Here is a 16,441-nt window from a genome sequence, read left to right as displayed (position 1 = left end):
CGATGGGACGCATCATCTGCTGCGGTCTCGGCCCCGGTGATCCCGATCTGATGAGCGTGCGCGCCGACCGCACCGTGCGCGCCGCGCAGCATGTCGCCTATTTCCGCAAGAAGGGCCGGCCCGGCCAGGCGCGGCGCATCGTCGAGGGCATGCTGGCTGCCGACGTCACCGAATATCCCATGGAATATCCCGTGACGACCGAGATCGCCTTCGACAGCCCGGACTACGTCAAGCTGCTCGCCGGCTTCTACGACGAATGGGCCGAGCGCCTGGCGCGGCTGGCGCGCGCGGTCGATGTCGTCGTGCTCTGCGAGGGCGATCCCTACTTCTACGGCTCCTTCATGCACCTGCACACGCGCCTGCAGCGGCGCGTCGAGATCGAGGTGATTGCAGGCATTCCCGGCATGGTCGGTTGCTGGAATGGCGTCGGACAGCCGATCGCGCTCGGCGACGACGTGACGACGGTGCTGATGGGGACGCTTCCCGAAGACGAACTCGAACGCCGCATGCGTGATTCCGATGCGCTGGTCGTCATGAAGACCGGCCGCAATCTTGCGAAGGTGCGCCGCGCGCTCGAATCCGCCGGCCGGCTGGGCGATGCCTGGCTGGTCGAGCGCGGCACCATGCCCAGCGAGCGCGTGGTGCGGCTTGCCGAAGTCGATGCGGCCGACTGTCCTTACTTTGCGATCGTGCTCGTGCACGGCAAGGGACGGCATCTGGACGCCGCCGAATGACGGGCACGCTGACCATCGCGGGCCTCGGCCCCGGCAGCGAGGCGCTGGTGACGCCTGAGGTTTCCGCCGCGCTCGCAGCGGCGACCGATATTCTTGGCTATGCACCTTATGTCGCGCGTGTGCCGCCGCGGCCCGGGCTCAAGCTGCATCCCTCCGACAATCGCGAAGAGCTGCAACGCGCGCGCGAGGCCTTGCGTCTGGCCGCCGAAGGCGGTCAGGTCGTCGTCGTCTCCTCGGGCGATCCTGGCGTCTTTGCCATGGCGTCCGCCGTGTTCGAGGCGCTCGAACAGGCGCCGCACTGGCAGGCGCTGCCGATCCGCGTGCTGCCTGGTATCACGGCGATGCTGGCGGCGGCTGCACGCGCCGGCGCGCCGCTCGGCCATGATTTCTGCGCGATCAACCTTTCCGACAATCTGAAGCCGTGGGCTGTGATCGAGAAGCGGCTGCGGCTCGCGGCGGAAGCCGATTTTGCGATCGCGATGTACAATCCGCGCTCGGCGAGCCGGCCGGAGGGCTTTGCCCGCGCGCTCGCAGTGCTGAAGGAGTCCGGTTGCGGCGAGCGCCTCGTGATCTTTGCGCGCGCGGTCAGCGCCGCTGACGAGAAGATCAAGACTGTCACGCTGAACGAAGCGCGGCCCGAGATGGCCGACATGCGCACGCTGGTGATCGTCGGCAATTCGCAGACACGCCGCGTCGGCCGCTGGGTCTATGCACCGAGGCGGGTAGAATGACCGAGCCACTGCATCACTTCAGTGACGCTTTCGACCCGCGGACGCTCGGGCAGTTTTGGTTGCGAGATCATGATCACGGGCAGGCCGAGCGCACGCGCCGCGTCGATCTTGGCGCGCGCGCCGTCGCCGCCGGAGTTGCGGGCGACGATCCATGCGATGCCGCGCGTTCGCATCATCTCGAGCTCACCTTGAAGCGTGAACGGCCCGCGCGATACGATCACGTCCGCGGAGAAGGGCAGGGGCGCTTCGGGCGGATCGACGAATCGCAGCGTATAGGCGTGCTGCGGCCTGGCCGCGAACGGTGCGATATGCTGGCGGCCGATGGCGAGAAAGACGTTTGCCGGGGCCTCGGGCAGCGCGGCGACCGCCGCGTTGACGTCCGCGACCTCGATCCAGTTGTCGCCGGGCGCCTTGGCCCAAGGGGCGCGTTCGAGTGCAATCAGCGAGGTGCCGGTTTCCGCGCACGCCTGAACAGCGTTGCGGCTCATCTCGGCAGCGAACGGATGCGTCGCGTCGATCACGTGCGTGATGCCTTCGCGGCGGATATAGTCGGCAAGCCCGCTCACGCCGCCAAAACCGCCGATGCGGGTCGGCAGTGGCTGATCGGCAGGCGCGCGGGTGCGGCCGCCATAGGAGTAGACGGCATCCATGCGCGCACGCGCGATCTCCGCAGCGAGCAAGCTCGCATCGGCCGTTCCGCCCAGAATGAGGGCGCGCGTCATGGCTGATTCCTTGGCTGATCCCTGGCTGACCATCATCGGTATCGGCGAAGATGGCCTTGCCGGACTGTCCGACGCAAGCCGAAACGCGCTTGCCAAAGCAGAAACCGTCTTTGGCGGTGAGCGCCACCTCGCGCTTGCGGATGTGGGAAGCCGCGGCCGTGCGTGGCCTGTGCCGTTCGACGCAGATATCGTGTTGGGCTGCCGCGGTCGGCCGACGGCCGTGCTCGCCTCCGGCGATCCGTTCTGGTACGGCGCCGGCGCGAGCCTTGCCGAGAAGCTCGACGCGAGCGAGTGGATTGCGCACTCCGCTCCGTCGACGTTCTCGCTTGCCGCCGCGCGGCTGGGCTGGCGCCTCGAAGCAACCGCCTGTCTCGGTCTCCACGCCGCGCCGTTCGAACGTCTCGTGCCGCATCTGGCGCGAGGTGCACGCATCATATGCCTCGTGCGCGACGCAACGGCGGTCGGCGATCTCACGAAGTGGCTGACGCAACGCGGATGGGGCGATTCACTCGTGTGGACTTTGGCTGCGCTCGGCGGCCCACGCGAAAGCATCGACCAGCATCGCGCCGATCTCTTTGCTGGGGATATTGCCGGCAATCTGGTTGCGGTGGCGGTGCAGGCGTGGGGAGGCCAGGGCATTCCCCGCAACTCGGGATTATCGGACGATCTCTTCGTCCATGACGGCCAGATCACCAAGCGGCCCGTGCGCGCGCTGGCGCTCTCGGCGCTTGCGCCGCGACCCGGCGAGCGACTGTGGGACATCGGCGCCGGCTCGGGTTCGATCTCGGTGGAATGGGCACTATGCGGTGGGACGGCGATCGCCATCGAGGCGCGCGAGGATCGCGCCGCGAATATCCGCGAGAATGCTGCTGCGTTCGGACTGGCGCACAGGATCACCGTGATCACGGGAGCCGCGCCTGAAGCTCTCGCTGCGCTGGACGCGCCGGATGCGGTCTTCATCGGCGGCGGCCTCGACCGCGCGACGTTTGATGCCATCTGGTCGCGGCTGGCGCCGGGGACTCGCCTGGTTACGCATTCCGTGACGCTGGAGACGGAAGCGCTGCTCGGCGAATTGCACCAGCGCCATGGCGGCGAACTGATGCGGGTTGAGATCGCGCATGCTGCGCCGCTCGGCCGTTACCGATCCTGGGAAGCGGCACGCCCCGTGGTGCAGTGGAGCGTGGTCCGATGAGGGTCGCTGGGCTCGGCTTCAGAAAGGATGTCACGCTGGCCTCGCTGCGCGAAGCGCTCCTGGCCGCCGGCGGCCCCGAAGGGCTCGCTGCGGTGGCAACTGTCGGAGACAAGGCCGACGCCGAGGCGCTGAAGCAACTCGCACGTGAGTGCGGTGTGCCGATCAGGGCCGTTCCGGCCGAGACACTGGCCGGCATCGACACGCTCACGCAATCGAAGCTCGTCGCAGAAAAGTTCGGCACGGGATCTGTTGCCGAGGCTGTGGCGCTCGCCGCGGCTGGCCCTCGCGCGCGCTTGATTGCGACGCGCGCGGTCTCGCAGGACCGCACGGCCACTGCCGCGATCGCCGAGGGAGATGGTGCATGACCGTGCATTTCATCGGCGCTGGACCTGGCGCGCCCGATTTGCTGACGTTGCGGGGCCGCGACCTGATCGCGGTCTGTCCGGTCTGTCTCTACGCCGGCTCGCTGGTGCCCGAAGGCGTTTTGGCGCATTGCCCGCCCGGCGCGCGCATCGTCAACACCGCGTCGCTGTCGCTCGACGAGATCATCGCGGAGATTATCGCTGCGCATGCGGAGGGCAAGGATGTCGCGCGGCTGCATTCCGGCGATCTCTCGATCTGGTCGGCAATGGGCGAGCAACTCCGCCGCCTGCGCGCGCTCGGCATTCCCTATACGGTGACGCCCGGCGTTCCCTCGTTCTCGGCTGCCGCGGCGGCGCTGGAAGCCGAGCTGACTTTGCCCGGCTTGGCTCAGACCGTGGTGCTGACGCGCACGCCCGGCCGCGCCAGTGCGATGCCTGAAGGCGAGAAGCTCGCTGCGTTCGCCGCGACCGGCGCGGTGCTCGCAATCCATTTGTCGATCCACCTGCTCGACCAGGTCGTCGCCGAGCTCACGCCGCACTACGGCGCGGATTGCCCGGTCGCGATCGTCTGGCGCGCGAGCTGGCCGGAGCAGTGTATCGTTCGTGCGACGCTGGCAACGCTGGATGCGGCTGTTGGCACGGAGATGGAGCGCACTGCGCTCATTTTGGTCGGCAGAACGCTCGGCTCGGCGGATTTTGACGAGAGTCGTCTCTATGCCGCTGACTACGACCGCCGCTATCGGCCGGTCGGCGCCGAGCCGCGCTTTCCGGAGGCGTCGTGATGCCGGCAGGGCTCGTCATCTCCGCGCCTGCCTCCGGCGTCGGCAAGACGACGCTGACGCTGGCGCTCGCCCGCGCCTGGCGCAATCGCGGCCTCAACGTGCAGTGCTTCAAGAGCGGGCCGGACTACATCGATCCCGCGTTCCATGCTGCCGCCACGGGACGCGCCTCCGTCAACGTCGATAGCTGGGCGATGGACCGCGGGACGATCTCGCATCTCGTCAGCCGCGGCACGGATGCCGATATCGTTCTCGCCGAGGGCTCGATGGGCCTGTTTGACGGCGTTGCAGCGCGCGGTGTTTCCGGCACCGGAGCTTCGGCCGATATCGCGGAGATGCTGGGCTGGCCGGTGGTGCTGGTGATCGATCCATCGGGCCAGGCGCAGACAGCGGCAGCGATCGCTGCAGGCCTTCGCGACTACCGCGCCGGCGTGCGGCTTGCCGGCGTGGTGCTCAATCGCGTCGCCAGCCCGCGCCATGAAGATCTCGTCCGGCGCGCGCTCGACGATGTCGGCATCGCCGTGTTCGGCGCGCTGCCGCGTCATGCCGAGATCAGCCTGCCGAAGCGGCATCTCGGTCTGGTGCAGGCGGAGGAGCAGGCCGAGATCGGCAAGCTGATCGACGAGGCCGCGCGCTTTGTCGCCGAGCATGTCGATCTCGATGCGGTGCTGCGCTTCGCTGCCAGCTGGTCGCCGCAACCTGCTGCGAACGGGCTGAATGTGACGCCGCCAGGGCAACGCATTGCGCTGGCCCGCGACGCCGCTTTTTCCTTCGTCTATCCGCACATGCTGGAGGCCTGGCGCGCGGCAGGCGCCGAGATCACGACATTCTCGCCGCTCGCCGATGAAGTGCCCGACGTGAACGCCGATGTGTGCTGGCTGCCGGGCGGCTATCCCGAGCTTCACGCGGGAAAGATCGCAGCCAATACGCGCTTCCGTAGCGGCCTGCGCGCCTTCGCCGAGACGCGGCCGGTGCACGGCGAGTGCGGAGGCTATATGGTGCTGGGAACCGCTTTGACCGATGCCGACGGTGTCCGTCATGAGATGACGGGACTGCTTGGCCTGGAGACCAGCTTTGCCAAGCGCCGCATGCATCTGGGCTATCGTCTCGCCACGCTTGCAGTGTCGATGCCGGGGCATCACGCGGGCGCGCGCCTGCGCGGCCACGAGTTTCACTATTCGACCATCCTTGCCCAGCCCGACACGCCGCTGGCGGTCGTGCATGATGCAACGGGCGCGGTCATCGCCGAGACTGGCTCGCAGCGCGGCCGTGCCACCGGTACATTCTTCCATCTGATCGCGGAGGACCGGTGAGCGGTTTCGTATCCTTCGTCTCCGCCGGCCCCGGCGATCCCGAGCTCCTCACCGTGAAGGGCGCCACGCGGCTGCGTGAGGCCGACGTTGTGCTTTATGACGACCTTGCCTCCGGCGCGATCCTCGATCTCGCCCGGCCCGGAGCCAATCTCGTCGCGGTGGGAAAGCGGGCAGGGCGTCCTTCGACCAAGCAGCACCATGTCAACCGCCTCTTGGTCGATTACGCCGCAACCGGCGTGCGCGTCGTTCGCTTGAAGTCCGGCGACGCCGGCATTTTCGGCCGGCTCGAGGAGGAGATCGAGACGCTGCGCGAGGCCGGCATCGGCTACGAGATCATTCCCGGCGTTACCTCGGCCTGTGTGGCCGCGGCGCAGGCGGGAATCCCGCTGACCCGACGGCATACCTCGCGCCGGGTGCAGTTCGTCACCGGGGCCGATGTCACCGGCGAGCTGCCGCCAAACCTGAACTGGGCGGCGCTGGCCGATCCTGAAGCGACCACCGTGGTCTATATGGGCCGGCGCACTTTTCCGGCGCTTGCCGCAAAATTGATCGCGCACGGCCTCGCTCCAACCACCCCGGCGCTGTTCGCCGAATCCCTCGGGCGACCCGACGAGCGGCTGGTTCGCACCACGATTGCCGAGCTTGCCGAGCAGCTTGCACGGGGCGGGGCGGCCTCGACGGCCGCCGTGATCCTGTTCGGTGCGCTGGCAGGGGAATATCCGTCATGACGGCTCCCGCAGCCGTTCGCCCCTTGACGCCTGCAATGCGAAAGGGGCACACAAGAGGGGCATGGTGCTCGACGCGGCGCAAAGCGCCGGAGCATAATCGGGAATGGGGGTGGGCGGACCCAGTTGCGGCGCCCAAAACCCCAGCCGCCCCCGCGACTGTAAGCGGTGAGGGGCTCCGATCAGCCACTGGGCCGCAAGGTCCGGGAAGGCCGGAGAACCCCAGTGAACCGCGAGCCAGGAGACCGGCCGTGCATGTTTTGAGGCCAAGGCCGTCGGGTGTGACGGCAGGAAGGAACTGAGCCATGCATATCGAACCCGGCGTCGTGACGGGCGCCAAGCTCGTGTTGAGTTACGCAACCGGCATCGCCGCAGGCGGCGTTGCCTTGAAGCTCGCGGCCGAGACCGTGCGCGAGCAGGGCATCACGTCGTTCGCGGCGCGGACGCTCGCCACCACCGGCCTCGTCTTCACCTTCTTCGAGATCCTGCCGCACTTCCCGGTCGGCGTGTCCGAGGTGCACTTCATCCTCGGCTCGACCCTGTTCCTGCTGTTCGGCGCGGCGCCCGCGGCCTTCGGCCTCGCATTCGGCCTGCTGCTCCAGGGCGTGTTCTTCGAGCCTGCTGACATCCCGCAATATGGCATGAACGTCACCACGCTCCTGGTGCCTCTGTTCGGCATCCAGGCCATCGCCACGCGGATCATTTCGCGCAACACCGCCTATGTCGACCTCAGGTATCGCCAGGCGCTGGCGCTCTCGACGACCTATCAGGCCGGCGTCATTGCCTGGGTGGCGTTCTGGGCGCTCTATGGCTCCGGCTTTGCGATGAGCAACCTTGCCAACATCGCGATGTTCGCGGCGTCCTACGCGCTCGTCATCGTGATCGAGCCGCTCGCCGATCTCGCCGTGCTGGCGCTGGCGAAGTCGTTGCGCGGCGTCACCGCGCCGGGCTTCGTCACTCCGCGCCTGCACAACGCGGCTTAAGAGACAAGGGGCGGCTTTCATGGCCGCCCCGTACGCCCGATGCTCACGCTCTCCCTGATCGGCATCGGTTGCGGTGATCCCGAGCAGCTCACGCGCGCCGCGATCCGCGCCATCAACGCGGCCGATCTCGTCCTGATCCCGCGCAAGGGGAGCGCCAAGTCCGATCTCGCCGATCTCAGGCGCACGATCTGCACTGACGTGCTGACCAACAAGACGACGCGCATTGCCGAGTTCGACCTTCCCGTGCGTGATGCAGCCGAGGCGGACTACCGCAAAGGCGTGGATGATTGGCACGACGCCGTTGCCGCCGTGTGGTCGCAGACCATCGCAAGCCATCTCGGCGGTAAGGGCAAGGTCGCGCTGCTGATCTGGGGCGATCCCTCGCTCTATGACTCCTCGCTGCGTATTGCGCGGCGGCTCAATCCCTTGCCTGACATCGAGGTCGTGCCAGGCATCACCTCGATCCAGGCGTTGTGCGCGGCGCATGCGCTGCCGCTCAACGATATCGGCGAGCCCTTTCTGGTCACGACAGGCCGTCGCTTGCGAGAGGCCGGCTGGCCGCAGGGCGTTGACACGGTGGTCGTGATGCTCGACGGCGGCACGGCATTCCAGTCGCTCGATCCGGAAGGGCTTCAGATCTGGTGGGGTGCCTATCTCGGCATGCAAGATCAGATCATCATGTCCGGCCCGCTGGCCGAGGTCGGCCCTCGCATCGTCGCCCTACGGCAAGAGGCGCGCGAGCGGCATGGCTGGATCATGGACAGCTACATTCTCAAGCGCAGGCCGTAAGCGAGGCAACATGCTCCCCGACTGGGTCACCCAGAAATGCCCCGAGATTTCCGCGGCCCATCGTGACGCGGCGATCGCACGGCAGGCGCAACTGACAAAACCGACCGGCTCGCTCGGCCGGCTGGAGCAGCTCGCGATCGAGCTCGCCGGCCTGCAGGCGACTGAACAGCCGCGTGCCGCGCGCGTGCCCATCATCATCTTCGCCGGCGATCACGGCATCGTCGCGCAGGGCGTGTCGGCCTATCCGCAAGCGGTCACCATCGCGATGATGGCGAATTTTGCCTCCGGTGGCGCCGCGATCTCGGTGCTGGCGCGCGAGCTCGGCTCGCGCCTGGAAGTCGTTGACGCCGGCACGCTGGCCCAGGAGGCGATGCCAGGAATCATCACCGACAAGCCGCGCAATGGCACCCGCGATTTCAGCGTCGAGGCTGCGCTCGCGCCTGCGGAGCTCGCCTTTGCTTTCGAAGCCGGCCAGCGCGCGGTTGCGCGCGCGGAATCCAGCCAGCCTGATGTCCTGATCTTCGGCGAGATGGGCATCGGCAATACCACGACCTCCGCGGCGATCGCCGCGAGCCTGCTCGGCATCAGCGCCGAGGAGATCGCGGGCAGCGGCACCGGCGTCGATGCGGCCGGCCGGGCGCACAAGGCGCGCGTGATCGATGCTGCGATTGCGCGTCATGGTGTTGCGGGCGCATCGCCCGAAAAGATCCTGTGTGCCGTCGGCGGCCTCGAGATCGCGGCGATTTCAGGCGCCATCATTGCGGCCGCGCAGCGCCGCATCCCGGTGCTGATCGACGGCTTCATCGTGTCGGTCGCGGCGCTGGCGGCCGTGCGGCTCAATCCGTCGTGCCAGCCGTTCCTGCTGCCCTCGCATCAATCGGCGGAGCAGGGACATCGGCTGGTGCTGCGCGTGCTGAACGTGCAGCCGCTGATCAGCCTCGATCTCAGGCTCGGCGAGGGATCGGGCGCCGCCATTGCGCTGCCGCTGGTGCGCTTCGCATGCGCGCTCCACAACGGCATGGCGACGTTTGCCCAGGCCAATGTGCCGGATCGGCCTAGCTGATCCGCTGATTGACAGAGACCACCCGCCAGCCGGTCGCGAGCCGGTCGATCCGGGTCAGCGACAGCGGATCGATCACGAAGCGCAACGCAGCTTCCGGTGTGAGATCGAGCGCGATGCACAGCGCAGCGCGGATCGTGCCGGAATGCACGACGAGCGTTGCCGATCCGGCTCCGATCCGCGACAGACCCAGCCGGACGCGCGCGACCTGATCCTCAAAGCTCTCGCCTCCCGGTGGTCTCAGGTGCGCAGGATCGCTCCAGAATTGTGCGTAGGCATCGCCGCCGCTCGCTGCGAGCTCGTCATGACGCCGGCCGGTCCATTTGCCGAAATCCTGCTCGCCGAACTCGCGCACCAGTTCCGGTTCGAGCCCCAGCGCGCGCGCCGTCTCGACGGTGCGCCGGGAAGGACTCGCATAGCTCGCAGCATCCCACGGCAAGCGCGGCCGCAGCGCTTGCAGCTGCGCGCGGTCGGTCAGATCCGCCGGTGCATCGGCGGCATGGATCGTCCCTTTGACGCCGTCGACGGGTGCATGTCGGATCAGCCAGAGGAAGGTCGCGCCTTCCATACTTATCTCCAGGGAAGTTGGTCGCTGTGGCAATAACGCCGCAACTGGTACATTGACTCTGTCTTGTTGGTAATCCTAGATGCTCGTGACGGTTTCCCCGAGAGGGGATGAAAAGGGAATGCGGTGCGGGGACGTTGTCCCCAATGCCGTGGCTGCCCCCGCAACTGTGAGCGGATAATCCTTCGTCAGAAGCCACTGGGCCCTCGGTCCCGGGAAGGCGACGAAGCGGTCGTGACCCGCGAGCCAGGAGACCTGCCGTCAGCCGTGGTCACACGCGAAGATGTCGGTCGGGGAGTACAGACATTCGGCTTCATCGGAGGGCTGACAAGCCCGGGGTGAGACCTCGTTCGCTGTGACGTGCCACTGACGTCATACCGAGGTCTAGACCCGTGTCTTCCATCCGTATCGTACGACCGCGCAGCGTCCTGCTCGCCTCTGCCGCTCTCTCGACTCTTGTCGTTGTTGATCTGCCCGCTGCGTTGGCGCAGCAGGCCCGCGAACCGCTGCCGCGGGTCGAGGTGTCGCCCGCCCAATCCCGCAAGCCGGCCAAGCCGGCTGCCCGGGAAGCCCAGAGCGCGCGCCGCGCGGCAGCGCGCAGGCCGGCGGCCGCATCAGCGGCGCCAAAACCCGCCGTGACGGCTGCGACGGCGGAGACGCCGCTCAACACCAATGTCGTGGCCGAAAGCGCTTCGCGGCTCGGTTTGACCGTGCGGGAGATACCGGCGACCGTCGAGGTGATCTCGGCCGAGACCATGCGCGAGCAGGGCTATCGCACCGTGTCCGAGGTGGCGCAAGGCGCGGTCGGCGTCACCTCCGGCGACGCACCGGGGGAGCCGGCGGGCTTCTCGATGCGCGGCTTCACCAACAGCCAGATCAACACGCTCTACAACGGCATCAAGATCGGTCCGCAGAACATGACCTCGCGGATCACGGACACGGCCAATCTGGAGGCGGTGGAATTCCTGAAAGGCCCGGCCTCGCTGATCTCGGGCGAGGGCGCCGCCGGCGGCGCGATCAACTTGGTCACCAAGCAGCCGCACACCGGAGCGATCCGGAGCGAAGCGGACTTCTCTTACGACTCCCTGAATTCGTTCCGCGCGCATTACGGCTCGGGCGGCAGCACCAACGTTCAAGGCCTCGACTACCGCTTCGACATCAGCCGCTCGTCGCTGAACGGTTTTGTCGACGACACCAACACCAAGACGCTCGATATCTCGGGCCAGCTGAACTACCGCGTCTCCGACAGTCTCAAGGTTTGGGGCGCGGTCGAGTACCGCGAGGATCGCGGAAAGGCCTATTGGGGCGCGCCGCTGGTGCCGGTCGCCTTCAGCGGCTCGCACGCGACGACGGGGATTGTCTCCGGCAATTACGTCTCGAACTACAATAAAACTAATCTCGGTGCGGTCACCATCGACGACCGCACCTTCAACACCAACTACAACGTCCTCGACAACCGCAACGTGGCGCAGGAGGTCTGGCTGCGCGGCGGTTTCGAGCTGAAGCTGGCGCCGGACCTGACGCTGAAGAGCCAGGCCTATGGTTATGGTGCCGAGCGGACGTGGTTCAACAACGAGATCGAGGCGTTCAACTCCGGCACGAACCTGGTCGATCGCGAGCGCTTCTATGTCGCGCACAGCCAGCGGCTGGTCGGCAACATCACCGATCTGATCTGGGACACTGACATCGCCGGCTTCGACAACCGGATGGTCACGACGCTGTCGTCGAGCTACCTCGATTTCGTCCGGCCGGGTGCAGCGAATTTTCCGGGCGACTCCGTGTCGCTGGTCAATCCTGACCGCGGTTTCTACGGCCTGCTCACGACCAAGCAGCAGACCGCGCGCATCGACAACGAGGCGCTGTCGTTCGAGGACCGGCTCAAGCTGACGCGGACCTTCGCGCTGATCGGCGGCCTGCGTGTCGAGCATATCGGGCTCGACCGCAACTCGACCGACGTCAACGGCCTGGTGAACGCGGGCTTTCCGTTCACCAAGGACTGGGCGCCGGTGACGGGACGCATCGGCTACACCTGGGAGGCCGTGCCCGGCCTGACCTTCTTCAGCCAGTACGCCACCGGCGCCGACGTTTCCGCCAACAACATCTTCCTGCTGTTGCCGACCCAGCCGCTCGACCTGACGACGTCGCGCATCTACGAGACGGGCGTCAAGCATCTGTTCTGGGACAACCGGGCGGAGTGGTCGTTCTCGGCCTACGACATCCTGCGCAAGAATGTCTATGCGGCGGCCGGCGGGCAGGCGCTCAACATCGCCGGGCGAGAGGAATCGAAGGGCGTCGAGCTCGCCGTCGCGGTGCGGCCGATCGAGCCTTTGCGCCTGTGGGGCAACATTGCCTACGTCGATGCGCGCTATGCCGACTACAATTTCGCCGGCGGATCGTTCTCGGGCAACACGCCGCCGAACGTGCCGCGCATCGTCGCCAATGCCGGCGCGTCGTATCGCTTCTTCACGCCTTGGCCGGTGGAGCTCGGCATCGTCGGCCGGCACGTCGGCGATCGCTACAACACCGATGCCAACACGGTGACGATGAACGCCTACACGGTCGGCGACGTCTACGCCTTCGTCGATATCCCGAAGACCGTCTTCAATGCCGTCGACCAGGCCCGCCTGACCTTCCGGGTGCGCAACTTCACCGACAAGCGCTACGCGATCTGGGGCGATCCGTTCTACCCCGACCAGATCCTCTTGGGCGCGCCGCGCACCTACGAGATCTCAGCGGCGTTCAAATGGTAGGGCGCTGAGCGCATGGGCGCGATCGTCCTGCTGCACCGCTGGCTCGGGATCGCGTTCTGCCTGCTGTTCGCGATGTGGTTCGCGAGCGGAATCGTGATGCACTTCGTTCTGTTTCCGTCGCTGACGGAAGCGGAACGGTTTGCAGGGCTGGCGCTGGTGGATCGCGGTGAGGTACGGATCAGCGTTGCCGATGCGGTGGCTGCGAGCGGCATCATCGATGCTGCGCGCGTTCGCCTGATCCAGCGCGGCGACGGAGCGGTCTATGTCGTGTCGGGGCCCTCGCACCTGCGCGCGGTTCGCGCCAGTAACGGGCAAGATGCATCGGTGAGCTCACCCGAGATCGCACTCGCCATCGCGCGGGCCCATGCGCGTCAACGCGCACTCGATGCCGCGCATGCAGCTGTCGTTGCATACGCTGACTATGATCAATGGAACGTGCCGAACGGCTTTGACCGTCACCGGCCTCTGTTTCGTGTCGCCCTCGGCGATGTGGCCGGAACGGACGTCTACATTTCATCGCGCACCGGCGAAGTCGTCCTCGATACGACGCGAAGCGAGCGCGGCTGGAATCTCGTGGGCAGCGTCTTGCACTGGATCTATCCGACGGTGCTCCGGAGCAATTGGGCGCTGTGGGATCGCGTGGTCTGGACGCTGTCGCTGCTGGCGCTGATCGCAGCCCTGCTGGGCGCGGTGCTCGGGATTGTGCGGGTCAAGATGCAGGGGCGCCGGATCGCGACGCCTTATCGGGGCTGGCATGCTCTGCATCACGTCGTCGGCCTCGTCGCGACGGTCTTCGTGCTGACCTGGATCTTCAGCGGCTGGCTTTCGATGGATCACGGCCGGCTGTTCTCGCGCGGGCAGTTGACCTCGGCCGAAGCGGGTGTGGTGTACGCCGCGCCGGATTGGAGAATGGCTTCACCACTCGATCGGAATCCTATCTCGTCCTTGGCCCGCGAAGTCGAATGGTTCGCTTTCGACGGCAAGCTCTATCGACGTGAGCGGACCGGTCTCGACAGGCAGGTTCTGGTGCGGCCGGGCGGTGAGCAGTCGCCGGGCCTCAGCGCACAGGAAATCGCGAGCGCGACGACACGGCTTGCGACGGGCTGCGGTACGCCGCTCGTTCTTGCCGACAATGACGACTATCCCGCGCAATCCACCGTGCCCGGGGCGTCCGTCTACCGCTCCCGATGCGGCGATGTCTGGTTCGACATCGACGGCGCCGATGGCCGTATGCTGCAAAGGCTGGATGCGTCGCGGCGAGCCTATCGCTGGGTCTACAGCGCGCTCCACACGCTCGACTTTCCAATCCTCATGGCGCATCCGCGCTGGCGCGATGTCCTGATCGTCGGCCTCTGCTCGCTCGGGCTGGTGTTCTCGATCACTGGAATCGTCATCGGCTGGCGGCGGTTGCGTCGGTCTTTCGCCGGCTAGGACGCCCGATCAAACAAAAAGTGCGAAAACAACCCCATGCACAGTAGCCGGCCGTAATGGAATCAACGGCTTACGCAGGCATTGCTGCGGTTTGACCCGTCGGGCAAAACAGGGGTATATTGCTATTATTCCGAAATTGTCGCGTTGCCGAAAGCTAGGCTGTCTACCTATGAGCCCGGCGGCACCACGTAACTGGTGACTACGTCCGCATTGCTCCAATAGCGACCAAGTTCGTGAGGCAGCGCAGTATGTCACGATGGGCCAAAAGAGGTCATCGCGGCAGCGTGATAATGAGCTCGGTAAACACACCCAGCTCGCTCTCGACATCGAGGGTTCCGCCGTGTTGTTTGACAATGATGTCATGGGTCATCGACAGACCGAGCCCCGTGCCTTCGCCAGCTGGCTTGGTAGTAAAGAAGGGATTGAACATTTTTTCCTTCACCTCGACCGGAATCCCGGTGCCGTTGTCGCGGATGCGAATTTCGACCTTGTCGTCAAGGTTGTTCGTGGTCGCACTCAGCACAGGCTCAAAGGTCTCGTCTCCCGCCTCGGACTTGCGCCTGGTCGCGGCATAGAAGCCGTTGGAGATCACGTTGAGCAGCGCGCGCGTGATCTCCTGCGGATATACCTCGATTTCGCCCGCGTCGGGGTCGAGGTCCTGCGTGAGCGTGATGTTGAAGTCGGACTTCTCTGCGCGCGCGCCATGGTAGGCTAGATTAAGACTCTCCTGGACCAGGGCATTGATGTCGGCGAGGCGGCGCTCGCCCGGTCCCTCGCGTGAGTGCAGCAGCATGTTCTTGACGATGGAATCGGCCCGCTTGCCGTGCTGCACGACCTTTTCGAGGTTGCTCTTCAAAAGCGCCGTCAGCTCATCGACTTCGGTGCGGATCTTGTCGGCGAGTTCGGCGGGCTTGAGGGCCTCGTTCAACTCCTCGGTCAACTCCGCTGAAAGGGCTGCGAAATTATTGACGAAGTTGAGCGGGTTCTTGATCTCGTGCGCAATGCCCGCGGTGAGCTGGCCGAGCGAGGCAAGCTTTTCGGTCTGCACCAGGCGGTCCTGTGCGGTGCGGAGGTCGTCGAGGGATTGCGAGAGATCGTCGGTTCGCTGCCGCAGCTCCTTGAGCAGTCGTGTGTTTTCGATGGCGATCACCGCTTGTGCCGCAAAATGTTCCAGCAACTCGACCTGCTTGTCGCTGAACTCTTGCACTTCCTTGCGGTAGACAGCAAAGCCACCGACAAGCTCGCTCTCCTTGAGCATCGGCACAATCAGAACGGTGCGGGCTGCGGCGACCTTGTAGATCAGATCGTCGGGATGCTCTGTGGCGATATCGGCAATGTGAACCAGCGCCTTGGTCTCGACGAGGCGCCCCAGCGAAGGCGCCCCATCAAACGGCGCGATGAAGTGTGGCGGCGTTTCCTGGTCGGGCGCGTACAATTGCGGCACGTTTTGCGCGGCCATTCGCGCCACCCGCCGCAACCTGTCGCCTTCGTATAGGAGCAGCGTCCCAAAACTGGCACGACAGATGCGCACGGCATTTTCCAGCATGGCCTCGAACACCGGCCCAAGTCCGCCAGGCGAACTGGATATGATTTGTAGCACTTCCGACGTCGCGGTTTGCCGCTCCAGCGCTTCCCTCGTTTCATTGAACAATCGCGCGTTCTCGATCGCAATCACCGCCTGGTCGGCGAAGATCTGTAGCAATTGCACGTGATGGTCGGCGAATGAACCGGTCTCGACTCGCGTCACGGTGATCAAGCCGATAGGCACCCCATTGCTCATCAACGGCGTGAACAACATGCTGCGAAAGCCGCGCAATCGCGCCAAATCACTGGCCAGTATGTTTGGCGAGGATTCGGTATCGACAATCTGCATTGGTTTGCCATCACGCAGCAACTCGAAGGGCGCCGAAGACGTTGTGAGATGCCGCGGGAACGAAGCTCGCAATGCTTCGTCAGCGACCGGATTGGTCGGCGTGAACGCCTCTAGGTGTTGCATGCCGTCGATATAGCGAAACACTGCCGTAGAGAAACCGCCAATCAGCCTGTTGGCGCTGATCGCAATCGCCTCGAATACCGGCTGCACATCGTCAGGCGAACTTGCGATGACCTTCAATATTTGGGCCGTCGCCGCCTGCTGCTCGCGGGCCTCCTTCAGGTCTTTGCTCGGACCGGCGACCGAACGACGATTCGCTCGGCTGGCCGCTGGCGCAATGCGGCGCTTGCTCTTGGTGGTCTTGCGGCCCTTGCGGGTCTTCGCCTGGCTCGTCTTGCCGCCCGTTCTTGATGGCCGCGCCATATCCGCCCC

At 65.8% G+C, this 16,441-nt stretch carries 15 protein-coding genes and 2 riboswitches; of the genes, 12 read left to right on the top strand and 3 right to left on the bottom strand.

Annotation, left to right across the window (positions count from 1 at the left end; genetic code table 11):
- Nucleotides 1-2 precede the first annotated feature (2 nt).
- Nucleotides 3-734, top strand: coding sequence for a precorrin-2 C(20)-methyltransferase (locus JQ592_RS00830; RefSeq protein WP_211401035.1), 732 nt, complete (start codon nt 3-5; stop codon nt 732-734).
- Nucleotides 731-1,465 carry a precorrin-3B C(17)-methyltransferase gene (gene cobJ / locus JQ592_RS00825; protein ID WP_211401034.1) on the top strand — a complete coding sequence of 245 codons (735 nt, stop codon included), beginning with the start codon at nt 731-733 and terminating at the stop codon, nt 1,463-1,465. The genes JQ592_RS00830 and cobJ overlap by 4 nt, the downstream gene beginning before the upstream one ends.
- Here cobJ and JQ592_RS00820 read toward each other — a convergent pair.
- A complete protein-coding gene (locus JQ592_RS00820; RefSeq protein ID WP_211401033.1) occupies nt 1,441-2,187 on the bottom strand; it encodes a cobalt-precorrin-6A reductase in 747 nt (248 codons plus the stop codon). The genes cobJ and JQ592_RS00820 overlap by 25 nt on opposite strands.
- 10 nt (nt 2,188-2,197) lie before the next feature.
- Between JQ592_RS00820 and cbiT the strand changes: the two genes are divergently transcribed.
- The 8 genes from cbiT to cobT all read left to right on the top strand — a co-directional run bounded on the left by cbiT (nt 2,198) and on the right by cobT (nt 9,393).
- The gene (gene cbiT / locus JQ592_RS00815) at nt 2,198-3,379 is read left to right on the top strand and encodes a precorrin-6Y C5,15-methyltransferase (decarboxylating) subunit CbiT (RefSeq protein ID WP_211401730.1); all 1,182 of its coding nucleotides are present in this window, start codon (nt 2,198-2,200) and stop codon (nt 3,377-3,379) included.
- Entirely contained in the window at nt 3,376-3,744 is a 369-nt protein-coding gene (locus JQ592_RS00810; RefSeq protein ID WP_211401032.1) for a cobalamin biosynthesis protein, read from the top strand. Before cbiT ends, JQ592_RS00810 begins: the two co-directional genes overlap by 4 nt.
- Nucleotides 3,741-4,523, top strand: a complete 783-nt coding sequence (gene cobM / locus JQ592_RS00805) for a precorrin-4 C(11)-methyltransferase (protein ID WP_211401031.1) — start codon at nt 3,741-3,743, stop codon at nt 4,521-4,523. The genes JQ592_RS00810 and cobM overlap by 4 nt, the downstream gene beginning before the upstream one ends.
- Nucleotides 4,523-5,833: a cobyrinate a,c-diamide synthase gene (locus tag JQ592_RS00800; RefSeq protein WP_211401030.1), complete on the top strand. Its 1,311-nt coding sequence runs from the start codon at nt 4,523-4,525 to the stop codon at nt 5,831-5,833. The genes cobM and JQ592_RS00800 overlap by 1 nt, the downstream gene beginning before the upstream one ends.
- A complete protein-coding gene (gene cobA / locus JQ592_RS00795) occupies nt 5,830-6,561 on the top strand; it encodes a uroporphyrinogen-III C-methyltransferase (RefSeq protein ID WP_211401029.1) in 732 nt (243 codons plus the stop codon). The genes JQ592_RS00800 and cobA overlap by 4 nt, the downstream gene beginning before the upstream one ends.
- A gap of 45 nt (nt 6,562-6,606) precedes the next feature.
- A riboswitch (cobalamin riboswitch) is annotated at nt 6,607-6,826 on the top strand.
- 37 nt (nt 6,827-6,863) lie between these two features.
- A complete protein-coding gene (locus tag JQ592_RS00790; protein ID WP_211401028.1) occupies nt 6,864-7,541 on the top strand; it encodes an energy-coupling factor ABC transporter permease in 678 nt (225 codons plus the stop codon).
- 39 nt (nt 7,542-7,580) lie between these two features.
- Nucleotides 7,581-8,330, top strand: coding sequence for a precorrin-6A synthase (deacetylating) (gene cobF, locus JQ592_RS00785; RefSeq protein ID WP_211401027.1), 750 nt, complete (start codon nt 7,581-7,583; stop codon nt 8,328-8,330).
- Nucleotides 8,331-8,340: 10 nt separating this feature from the next.
- On the top strand, nt 8,341-9,393 hold the full coding sequence (cobT, locus tag JQ592_RS00780; protein ID WP_211401026.1) for a nicotinate-nucleotide--dimethylbenzimidazole phosphoribosyltransferase: 1,053 nt from the start codon (nt 8,341-8,343) through the stop codon (nt 9,391-9,393).
- On the opposite strand, the gene JQ592_RS00775 is transcribed toward cobT, so the two are convergent.
- Complete coding sequence (locus tag JQ592_RS00775) at nt 9,386-9,958, bottom strand: histidine phosphatase family protein (RefSeq protein WP_211401025.1); 573 nt, start codon at nt 9,956-9,958, stop codon at nt 9,386-9,388. The genes cobT and JQ592_RS00775 overlap by 8 nt on opposite strands.
- Before the next feature lie 72 nt (nt 9,959-10,030).
- A riboswitch (cobalamin riboswitch) is annotated at nt 10,031-10,232 on the top strand.
- Between the two features lie 115 nt (nt 10,233-10,347).
- Between JQ592_RS00775 and JQ592_RS00770 the strand changes: the two genes are divergently transcribed.
- Both JQ592_RS00770 and JQ592_RS00765 read left to right on the top strand, forming a co-directional pair.
- Complete coding sequence (locus JQ592_RS00770) at nt 10,348-12,705, top strand: TonB-dependent receptor (protein ID WP_211401024.1); 2,358 nt, start codon at nt 10,348-10,350, stop codon at nt 12,703-12,705.
- A gap of 12 nt (nt 12,706-12,717) precedes the next feature.
- A complete protein-coding gene (locus JQ592_RS00765) occupies nt 12,718-14,136 on the top strand; it encodes a PepSY domain-containing protein (RefSeq protein ID WP_211401023.1) in 1,419 nt (472 codons plus the stop codon).
- A gap of 271 nt (nt 14,137-14,407) precedes the next feature.
- Here the strand turns inward: JQ592_RS00765 and JQ592_RS00760 are convergent, their stop codons facing one another.
- Entirely contained in the window at nt 14,408-16,432 is a 2,025-nt protein-coding gene (locus JQ592_RS00760; protein ID WP_211401022.1) for a GAF domain-containing sensor histidine kinase, read from the bottom strand.
- Nucleotides 16,433-16,441: the final 9 nt, after the last annotated feature.

The sequence above is a fragment of the Bradyrhizobium iriomotense genome, assembly GCF_018129405.1.
Taxonomy (GTDB): Bacteria; Pseudomonadota; Alphaproteobacteria; order Rhizobiales; family Xanthobacteraceae; genus Bradyrhizobium; species Bradyrhizobium iriomotense_B.
The sequence above is the reverse complement of the archived record's forward strand: the minus strand, read 5'-3'. Positions and strand labels throughout refer to the sequence as shown.

Bases quoted from the DNA above. Each gene is read 5' to 3' on its own strand.
- JQ592_RS00830 (WP_211401035.1), top strand. From the start codon at position 3: ATGGGACGCATCATCTGCTGCGGTCTCGGCCCCGGTGATCCCGATCTG.
- cobJ (WP_211401034.1), top strand. From the start codon at position 731: ATGACGGGCACGCTGACCATCGCGGGCCTCGGCCCCGGCAGCGAGGCG.
- JQ592_RS00790 (WP_211401028.1), top strand. From the start codon at position 6,864: ATGCATATCGAACCCGGCGTCGTGACGGGCGCCAAGCTCGTGTTGAGT.
- cobF (WP_211401027.1), top strand. From the start codon at position 7,581: ATGCTCACGCTCTCCCTGATCGGCATCGGTTGCGGTGATCCCGAGCAG.
- JQ592_RS00820 (WP_211401033.1), bottom strand. From the start codon at position 2,187: ATGACGCGCGCCCTCATTCTGGGCGGAACGGCCGATGCGAGCTTGCTC.
- cobT (WP_211401026.1), top strand. From the start codon at position 8,341: ATGCTCCCCGACTGGGTCACCCAGAAATGCCCCGAGATTTCCGCGGCC.
- JQ592_RS00775 (WP_211401025.1), bottom strand. From the start codon at position 9,958: ATGGAAGGCGCGACCTTCCTCTGGCTGATCCGACATGCACCCGTCGAC.
- cobM (WP_211401031.1), top strand. From the start codon at position 3,741: ATGACCGTGCATTTCATCGGCGCTGGACCTGGCGCGCCCGATTTGCTG.
- JQ592_RS00800 (WP_211401030.1), top strand. From the start codon at position 4,523: ATGCCGGCAGGGCTCGTCATCTCCGCGCCTGCCTCCGGCGTCGGCAAG.
- JQ592_RS00760 (WP_211401022.1), bottom strand. From the start codon at position 16,432: ATGGCGCGGCCATCAAGAACGGGCGGCAAGACGAGCCAGGCGAAGACC.
- JQ592_RS00810 (WP_211401032.1), top strand. From the start codon at position 3,376: ATGAGGGTCGCTGGGCTCGGCTTCAGAAAGGATGTCACGCTGGCCTCG.
- JQ592_RS00765 (WP_211401023.1), top strand. From the start codon at position 12,718: ATGGGCGCGATCGTCCTGCTGCACCGCTGGCTCGGGATCGCGTTCTGC.